Annotated in this window: 1 protein-coding gene; it reads right to left on the bottom strand. The window is 64.9% G+C overall.

The window, feature by feature from the left end; translation table 11 throughout:
• On the bottom strand, positions 1-1,013 hold a 1,013-nt coding region (locus BFV97_RS18225; RefSeq protein WP_172827946.1), incomplete at both ends, for a strawberry notch-like NTP hydrolase domain-containing protein.

Here is a 1,013-nt window from a genome sequence, read left to right as displayed (position 1 = left end):
CGTGGTGCCGCATTTGCCCGCGGACCGCAGCGTGGCGTAGGTGACAAAAAGGATACCGTCGCCCATCGGGATGGGCTGGTCCGGTTTCCATTTGGAGAGCGGCTGAATGTCGGCAGGCGAGCCGCCGAGATCGGTCCAGTCGCGGATCGCGTCCTCGATAAGCGTGGCGGATTTGGAGACCCAGATCGCCTTTCTGCGCCCGGCCAGCCAGTTGACAAGGATGAGCCCCGCGCATTCGCGCCCCTTGCCGCAACCGGTGCCGTCGCCGAGGAAATAACCGAGGCGATAGGCCCGTGCGTCTGGATCATCATCGGCGCGCGTCAGCTTGGTCTGGTCCTCGTCGATGGTAAACCGACCGGGCAGATCACGCCCATGGGCATCATGCGCCATGATGATGGTCTCGAGCTGCGCCTCGGAGAGGTCTCCCTCCTCGATCAACCGTGCGGGCAGGCGCAAGTCATCACTGCCCGTGTTTGAGGGCATGCGCGGGGCAACCGAGGCCATGGCGATGCTTTCAACGAGCGGCGTGGGATGTTCCTGCGCACCCGCGATCGCGATCCGCTGCGGCCGGTAACGCGCATAGATATCCGAGACAGGCGTGTTGTCGCGCGGGGCCTCAAAGCTTGTGAAGCTGAGCGGGCGGACGGCATTGGCCCGGGGTTTGGAGGCGGCAACAGGCGAAGCGACGGTCTTGCGCGGGGCAGATGATGGAACGGTCGGCCGAGCATGAGGGATCGCTTCAACCCGTTGGGCAGGGCGCATCTCGGGCCGGGTTGCGGCCACGGCGTCGACAAAAGGAAGGGCTTCGTCCATGTCGCACACAATGGCGCGGATCATCTCGCCGTCCTCCTGCACCTTGTCGAAGACCATGAGCTGGGTTTCCACAGTTGTGCCGAGCTTGCGATAGACCTGTCCCGGCATCGTGAGTGCCAAGCGCGGCGTGAGCAAACCGCAGGCGCGGGACCAATGCGCGGCATCGCGTTCGGGCGTGAATCCCGGCGGCATGATCGCCA

The organism is Neptunicoccus sediminis (assembly GCF_001719615.1).
GTDB lineage: Bacteria > Pseudomonadota > Alphaproteobacteria > Rhodobacterales > Rhodobacteraceae > Amylibacter > Amylibacter sediminis.
Note: the sequence above shows the minus strand (reverse complement) of the source record. Positions and strands in the feature narration are given on the sequence as shown.